This window comes from Catenulispora pinistramenti (assembly GCF_018274385.1).
Lineage (GTDB): Bacteria > Actinomycetota > Actinomycetes > Streptomycetales > Catenulisporaceae > Catenulispora > Catenulispora pinistramenti.
Genome location: NZ_JAAFYZ010000338.1, coordinates 1 through 7,611, shown reverse-complemented (window position 1 = coordinate 7,611; position 7,611 = coordinate 1). Strand labels below are relative to the sequence as shown.

The following is a 7,611-nucleotide window of genomic DNA, read 5'->3' as shown; positions in this document are numbered from 1 at the left end:
AACCAACCGGTGTCCTCGTTCCCTGCGTTTTGTATTTCTCCGGCTGGTTTTCGGTTCGTTCCCCTCGGTCGCGTCGGCAGGGCTTCGCCTACAGTGCCGGTGGCCGGGGGTCAAGTTCGCGCTGCACGAAACCGCAGGTCAAATGGCCAACCGCCGCGCGCGGACTTTACCCCCGGACACCGGTGCTGTACCCCCCGGGCTGACGACGCGACCGTGGGGAACGGACCGCACCACCTCACAAACCGCCGCCGCTGAGACCGACCCGGCCACCCCAGGGAACCGCGCTAGTTTCCCTGAGGTTGCCGAGGCCCGCCGGAGGCCCGGCCCTTCACCACAGCTCTTGACCTTGATCTTGACTTTGATCTTGCCCTTGCGCTGGCTTACTGGAGTTGAAGAGGCCTGAGGTGGGGCGGGGTTGTGAACGCGCGAACTGGCAGCCGACAAACACACCCGCCGACCCGAACCCCGAACCGGCATAACTATGACCGAAGGCCGTAAAAATCGCCTTTCAAACAACAGCCAAACCGCAACCCGGCCCACAAACACCAGCCCCCAGCAAACTCCACCCGCCAACGGATCCCGCCCGCCGACCGGCACGTCGCGGAGCACGTCGCGAACCACATCGCGAACCACATCGCGAACCACATCGCGGACTCCCGAGCAAAGCGCGAACTCCCAGGCAAACGTTGCCCGACACGGCACTAGCCAGCCACAGAAGCGGCCGACCCGCGCTGCTATCGCAAGCGCACCGCCATCGCCTCCACCGCCAGCAGCGGCGCCACATTTCGCTCCACGGCCTTCCGGCACTCCAGTACCGCCTCGATCCGGCGCAGCGTGGCCTCCGGCGTCCCCGCCGCGGCGACCTTGCGGACGGCCGCGTACTGGTCGTCGTGGATGGGCTCGGTCACGTCGCCGCCCGCCCCGCCGATCGCGCCCAGCTGCACCGCCAGGACGTCGCGGTAGAACGCCGCGAGGTCTACCAGCGCCAGGTCCAGTGCGTCGCGCTGCATTCGGGTCGCGCGCTTCTTCTGCCGTGTCTCGAGATCCTTCAGCGCGCCCGCGGCGCCGGGCACGGCCTTGCGGGAGCCCTCCTGGTAGCCCATCGCCAGGCGCAGGTCCGCGGTCTCCGTGACGTTTCGCTCCTCGGCCGTGCGCTTCGCCTCGGAGATGGTCGCGTCGACCAGTTTCTGCGCGGCTGACAGGGCTGAGCCCATGTCGGTCAGCGATGACGGGAGCGCCAGCACCTCGCTGCGCTTGGCTCGCGCCTCGTCGTCCGTCGCCAGGCGCTTGGCGCGGCCGATGTGGCCCTGGGCGGCGCGGGCCGCCTCGCGGGCGCGGATCGGGTCCACGCCGTCGCGGCGGACCAGGATCTCGGCGACGGCCGTGGAAGGGGGCGTGCGCAGCAGGAGGTGACGGCAGCGCGAGCGGATGGTGGGGAGCATGTCGTCTTGGCCGGGCGCGCACAGGATCCAGACGGTGCGGGGGGAAGGTTCCTCGACCGCCTTCAGGAGGACGTTGCCGGCCGCTTCGGTGAGACGGTCCGCGTCCTCGATCAGCAGCACCTGCCAGCGGCCTGAGGACGGGGTCATCGAGGAGCGGCGTACCAGGCCGCGGGTGTCGGCCACCCCGATCGAGAGTTGGTCGGTGGCCAGTTGCAGCACGTCGGGGTGGACGCCGTCGAGGACGGTGCGGCAGCCGAGGCAGTGTCCGCAGCCGGGTTCGTTCGCGGTGGTGCACTGGAGGGCCGCGGCGAAGGCGCGCGCGGCGGTGGAGCGGCCCGAGCCGGGCGGGCCGGTGAGCAGCCAGGCGTGCGTCATCCCGTTGCCGAGTGCGGCCTGCACCAGGTCGGTGCTGATGTGGTCCTGGCCGACCAGGTCGGTCCAGACGCCGTAGGGCTCGAAGGCCGGGGCGCCGCCGGTCCCGCGGCTTATGCCGCTCACGCCGCTCACGCCACTTACCTCGCTCACGCGTCCTCCCCGCCGTGCCGGGTCTGCTGCCGGACTCCGAACAACTCGTCGGCGAGGGCCATCGCGTCCTGTTCCGGCTCCTCGTCGAGCTCCGGCTCCGCGACGTAGTCCGGGACTTCCCATTCGCCGCGGGTGCTCGGCGTCGCGATGTCCTCGGCGTTCGGCGACGCAGGGGGCTGGGCCGGCGGCGCGGTGGTGTGCGTCGGCGTGGTGGCCCGTGGCGGTGTGGCGGTCGGCTCCGAGGTGATGGACGGGCGTTCGGTCTGGCCGAGCCGGGTGGCCAGATCCGCGTTGTTCTGCGCCCGCTCCCGGGCCGCGCGTTCGGCCCGGGCCGCGTCCTCCTCCAGCCGGCGGCGGTGCTCCTGCCGCGCGGCCTCGCGCGCCTCCTGCTCCCGCTGCGCCTGGTCGCGCTGCTCGGCCTCGGCCTCGGCGCGGCGGCGCTCGGCGTCGGAGAGCTCCGCCATCTGCACGGCGCGCTGCTCGGCGGCCTTGCGGCGCTCCTCCTCGCGCCGCTCGGCTTCCTCGGTCCGCTGCTGGCGTGAGAGGTGTATGCGACCCTCCAGCCGGGCCCTGATCCGTCCGGCGATCTGCTCGACGGGTTCCCGGGCGTCGATCACGATGAACCGCTCCGGCTCGGCCGCGGCCAGTTCCAGGTAACCGTTGCGGACCCGCCGGTGGAATTCCACGGACTCCAGCTCCAGCCGGTCGGCCGGGGTCTTGCGGCGGCGGGCCGCCTCGATCGGGTCCAGGTCCATCAGGACCGTGACGTCGGGCATCAGGCCCTGGGTGGCCCAGTGCGAGAGCAGCTCGACCTCGCGGGCCGACAGCGCGCGGCCGGCGCCCTGGTAGGCGAGGGAGGAGTCGACATAGCGGTCGGTGATCACCACCGCGCCGCGCTCCAGGGCCGGCCGGATCACCCGCTCGACGTGGTCGGCGCGGTCCGCGGCGTAGATCAGGGCCTCGGCGCGCGGGGAGATGACGTCGGCGTTGTGGGCGTCCAGCACGATGGCGCGCAGCTTGGTGCCCAGCGGCGTCCCGCCGGGTTCGCGGGTGACCACCACTTCGTGGCCGCGCCCGCGCAGCCAGTCGGCGAGGAGGTTCAGCTGGGTGGACTTGCCGCTGCCGTCGCCGCCTTCGAAGGACAGGAAGGTGCCCGTGTAGGTGTGGGCGGTCCTTTCGATCGCGCCGCTGCCCGGCAGCAGCGCGACGTTGCCGGTGCTACTGGCGCTGGTCACGGCCCCGGTACCGGCCTGGGTACCCGTTCCGGTTCCGGCTCCGGGCATGGACCCGGGCGCGGCCCCGGTCGTCGGTCCGGGGTCGGCCCCCGGCCCCGCCGCGCCCCCGGCCCGCGTCGAGGTGGCGGCGGTGCTCCGCTTGAGCGCCGCCTTCAGTTCGTTCCGCAACGATTTCCCTGGCACGTCATCCATCATCCTGTACGCCACCCACCCCACGCCCGCGGCCAGCAGTCCCGCCCCGAAAAGGGTGATGGCCGCGCCGCCGTAGGTGACCGCCGCCCCGGGGAGCGGCAGCGTGTGGGCGCCGAACACGCCGGCCACCGCCGGGGCCACGGCCAGGATCAGCACCAGGATGACCCGGATCAGCGACTGCACGAAGGCGAAGGTCCGGCCGCGCAGCTCGTCGGCCACCTCCCGGCCCAGCATCGTCTGCCCGATGATCCACGCGGTGCCGCCGAGGAAGCCGATGACCAGGGCGCACACCACCGAGATCAGCAGCACCGGCACCAGCGCGAACAGGCACAGCACCACCCCGGCGGCGAAGATCACGGAGCCGAACAGCCGCTCCCGCGCCATCCCGGGCAGCATCCGCGATCCGGAGAACATCCCGGCGGCCAGGCCCAGGAAGACGGTGCCGAACAGGACGCCGTACGCGGCCTGTCCGCCGTGCAGGTCGCCCACGTACGTCCGGGCCAGCCCGACCACCGCGCCGCCCGCGGCGAAGGCCCCGGCTGTGCCGATGATCACACCGCGGATCCGCTTGTCGATCCCGAGGTAGCGCCAGCCCTCCAGAAGAGTGCGCAGCGGGGAGCGGTGGTCCTCGGTGTGACGGCGCGCAGCCGCGCGCTCCATCGCGGACCGGGCCGGGATGCTCTTCAGACGCGCGATCGTCAGCGCGGAGAACAGGAAGGTCAGCGCGTCGAAGTAGAGCGCGAGATCCACCGGCTGGGCGGTGAAGAAGGTCCACTGGTGGGCCAGCGCCTTGGTGATCAGCGCCAGCACGGTGAACACACCGGCCGCGATGGGGGCGGTGCCATAGGCGGTGAGCAGGGAGATCTGGTTAGCAGGCTCCAGCAGCCGCGGCGGCACCAGGTTCGGGACCGTGGCCTCCTTGGCCGGGATCCAGAACATCGCCGCGATCTCGATCAGGAACGTGGCGGCGAACAACCACCACAAGGTGCCCATCAGCGGGATCGAGATGAAGAGCAGGCAGCGGGCACTGTCCCCGGTCACCATCGTCCAGCGCCGGTCCAGCCGATCGGCCGCCACACCGGCGATCGGCCCGAACAACACCGCGGGGATCAGCCGCACTACGAAGACGCCGGCGACCGCATAGGAGCGGCTGGCGTACCCACCACCAGCCAGGGACACCGCCAGCGAGGACTGCGCCAGCAGCCCGAGCCAGTCGCCGAGGCTGGACAGCGACAGCGCCGTCCACAGCCGGCGGAAGTCGGGGATGGCGAGCACATCGCGGATCCCGACCGGTGATGACTCCATGAATCCACGGTAATGCGGAGAGTATCGGCGGGGGCCGAACGAGGCCGTGGTCCGGCGGTCCGGGTGATTATCCGGACCGCCGGACCACGGATGTCCGACCTGAGGCGGGGGCGGGGGGCTGGGGCGATGGTTACCGGGCGGCGCTACTCGGCCTTCTCTGCTGTCTCCGTCTCGGCGGCCCTCTTCAAGCCCTCGGCTTCCATGGTCACGTACTGCCGCGTGAGCTTGCCGTAGAACATGGCGATGAGTCCGCTGAGCGCGCCGCTCTGCTCGATCCCGAGGACCATGCGCGCGTGGCCGTCGCCCTTGTCCTCCACGAAGTGGGTGGCGCGGACCTTCACCCCGGTCCCCTGCATCTCCCACACGAAGGACTTGCCGGGCTCGCACTCGGTGACGGTGTAGACGGCGACCTTCAGCTTCGGCTGGGTGACCCGCGCGGTGCTGCCGACGGCCAGTTCGCCCTGCTGCAGGCGTTCGACAGAGGTCATGGAGGCGGACCATTTCGGCCACGACTCCACGTCGGTCAGGATGCGCCACACGGTGGCCGGGGTGGCGTCGATGTCGACCGCGGTCTGGAACTTCATCAGGATTCCCTCCCTAGACTCCCATCCCTTTGTACCGCAGGGCTTTTAGACACCCGGCGACGGGTCGCCACTGCGCGCTACGCCCCCTCGCTCAGACGCTTGAGCAGGACGGGCGCCAGGCTGTTAGCCCACCCGCCCGACCGGTCTGCGAGGCTGACCGTGTGACCATCTGGGACGACACCGCGGACAGCACCAAAGAGCTCATGTTCACAGCGCTGGACTACGCCTTGGAAAACGCCCAACTCTCCGACCAACCCTTCACCCCCTTCTCCTTCGCCCGCCAGGCCGACGGCACCGCCACCCTCACCCGCTTCGCAGTGGCACCGGGCGCCGACGTCCCCGAAACCCTCGAAGCCGCCCGCGAACACCTCGCCTCAGCGGAACCGGGCATCACAGCGATAGCCCTCGCCTACGACGGCTACACCACCTATGAAGGCGACCGCACCGAAGCCGTCTTCGTCGAGACCCACCAACTGGACCTCCCCCGCACCCTCGTCCTAGCCCAGCGCTACCTCCGCAAAGACAGCGAGGTGCACCCGCTGGGCAATCCGATGCTGCAAGCGGAGATCGAGCCTTTGGTGCTGGATTTTCGTGAGGCCTAGAATTTCGTGAGCCCTAGAACACGGAGATCGTGTGAACTTCGCAGGGCGGCTCGTCAAGAGAGCTGAGAGACGGATCCAGCGCCTCCGGGTGCAGAGCGAATAGGCCAAGAACCGTCAGCAGGTCGGCCATGCCGACCGACTCGGCACCATACCGCAGCAATATCCGGGCTTGGTCCAAGCAGGTTTCGGTAACAGTGCCATCGCTTACGGACTGTCCGGCTCTCGTGATTGTTTCAAGAAGCGCAACCAGGGTTTCGACGTCCGGTACCACCGTCTCATCCCGAGAGTGAACAATGGATATGTACTTCTCTCTCGGCTCAAAGATGGGCCTGGCCTTTTCCTTGAGCAGATCCACATCGATCCGCCCCGTGTAGAAGACATCGCTGACAACGCGCAAGAGCTCGCGCCTGTCGTGCGCCGTCCCGAGCCGGGGGTCTTCGGTGAAGGGCTTGGTGTGCATCCTGGCCAGGCGACGCGCTTCGGACTTGCTGCTCCGTGGATCGCCGACCCAGGTCCGCAGGGCCCTGAGCGCTTGGCGCGTCGGTACGCAGTCATCAAGGCTGTGCCAGACCCCGATCACCACCCCTGCAAGATCATGGACCGTGAGTTGTTCGGAGCGCGCCGACAATAGATGAAGGAAAAGTAGGCGCTGTTCACCCGAGTACAGAGCCTTCAGGGATCCGCTACGGCCCGCCCGGCGCCGTTCGGGGCGATCGATCAGTCCCTTCGCCACCCAGTCGTGCACGGTCCTGGGCGTCACCCGGTAGCCCGCGTTCGCCGCATCCGCCACAAGATCGTCAATCGTCCCCGCCTCCGGCCCGGCGGCGACCGCTGGCAGTCCTTTGGGTTCCATGCGGGGAAAATTACACCGGTCTCACAGCCTCCGCCGGTGCTCTGACGTGCAGATGCGGAAATTACATCGAATCGGGCCCGCAATCCACCTCAGAGCCCTGATCCAAGGCGCCGTCCCACTCCTAGTCTCGTGCCGTGGACGAGAGACCATCGCCGGCGCAGCGTGCCGGCAGAGCCGACAGTGCCCTCACGCGCAGACACAACGGAATCCGAAGAAGGGACCGACGGCCGGCGCCATGAGCGAATCCGAGGCGGGAGCAGCCCAGCGCAAGAAAAACGTCAAAACACCTAACCGCCGCGATCGTCGCCGGTACATGAGAATTGTAGGATTCAACTTTCTCAGGGGAGCGGCCTCGGCGGCAGGAGCAGGCATCGTGAGCGGCATTATCCTGTGGCTGCGAAACCACTAGAGAGATTCCGCGTCCGGACCTGCGCAGGGCGACGCTATAGATAAACGACTAGGGCGCCCGCTGAATCAGCGAACGCCCTGGTCACGGCAGAGCCTCCTATCGGAATCGAACCGATGACCTACGCATTACGAGTGCGTCGCTCTGGCCGACTGAGCTAAGGAGGCCCGGACCCGTCGGCGTACACCGCGGGCCGGGGCACGAGTGTACCTGACGCTAGGGGCTGACGTCACAAGTGATACCCGCGGGTGGGACGGTGCCTTGGAGCAGGTAGGCGTCGACTGCGTTGTCGATGCACTGGGAGCCTCTTGTGTAGGCGGTGTGGCCGCTTCCGTTGAAGGTCAGGAGGTGGCCGTTCTGGAGTTGCTTGGCCAGGCCCTGGGCCCAGGCGTAGGGGGTGGCGGGGTCGTCTTTGGTGCCTACGACGAGGATGGGGGCGCTGCCGGCGGCGGTGATGGGGGCTGGTT

General features: G+C 69.0%; 6 protein-coding genes and 1 tRNA gene. 1 reads left to right on the top strand and 6 read right to left on the bottom strand.

Features of this window, described 5'->3' with window-relative positions; translation table 11 throughout:
• Window positions 1-734 precede the first annotated feature (734 nt).
• From KGQ19_RS46010 to KGQ19_RS46000, 3 genes are all read right to left on the bottom strand, one after another.
• Window positions 735-1,931 carry a DNA polymerase III subunit delta' gene (locus KGQ19_RS46010; RefSeq protein ID WP_212021501.1) on the bottom strand — a complete coding sequence of 399 codons (1,197 nt, stop codon included), beginning with the start codon at window positions 1,929-1,931 and terminating at the stop codon, window positions 735-737.
• Between the two features lie 32 nt (window positions 1,932-1,963).
• Window positions 1,964-4,699: a dTMP kinase gene (tmk, locus tag KGQ19_RS46005; RefSeq protein ID WP_212021500.1), complete on the bottom strand. Its 2,736-nt coding sequence runs from the start codon at window positions 4,697-4,699 to the stop codon at window positions 1,964-1,966.
• A 143-nt stretch (window positions 4,700-4,842) separates the two neighbouring features.
• A complete protein-coding gene (locus KGQ19_RS46000; RefSeq protein ID WP_212021498.1) occupies window positions 4,843-5,283 on the bottom strand; it encodes an SRPBCC family protein in 441 nt (146 codons plus the stop codon).
• Between the two features lie 161 nt (window positions 5,284-5,444).
• On the opposite strand from KGQ19_RS46000, the gene KGQ19_RS45995 reads away from it, so the two are divergent.
• Window positions 5,445-5,885 (top strand): hypothetical protein, encoded by a 441-nt coding sequence (locus tag KGQ19_RS45995; RefSeq protein ID WP_212021496.1) that lies wholly within the window; start codon window positions 5,445-5,447, stop codon window positions 5,883-5,885.
• Between the two features lie 13 nt (window positions 5,886-5,898).
• Here KGQ19_RS45995 and KGQ19_RS45990 read toward each other — a convergent pair whose 3' ends face one another.
• The 3 genes from KGQ19_RS45990 to KGQ19_RS45980 all read right to left on the bottom strand — a co-directional run.
• Window positions 5,899-6,738 (bottom strand): hypothetical protein, encoded by an 840-nt coding sequence (locus KGQ19_RS45990; RefSeq protein WP_212021494.1) that lies wholly within the window; start codon window positions 6,736-6,738, stop codon window positions 5,899-5,901.
• A 499-nt stretch (window positions 6,739-7,237) separates the two neighbouring features.
• A tRNA-Thr gene (locus KGQ19_RS45985) sits at window positions 7,238-7,311 on the bottom strand.
• A 49-nt stretch (window positions 7,312-7,360) separates the two neighbouring features.
• Window positions 7,361-7,611: alpha/beta hydrolase (locus tag KGQ19_RS45980; RefSeq protein WP_212021491.1), on the bottom strand; the 251-nt coding region annotated here is incomplete at its 5' end.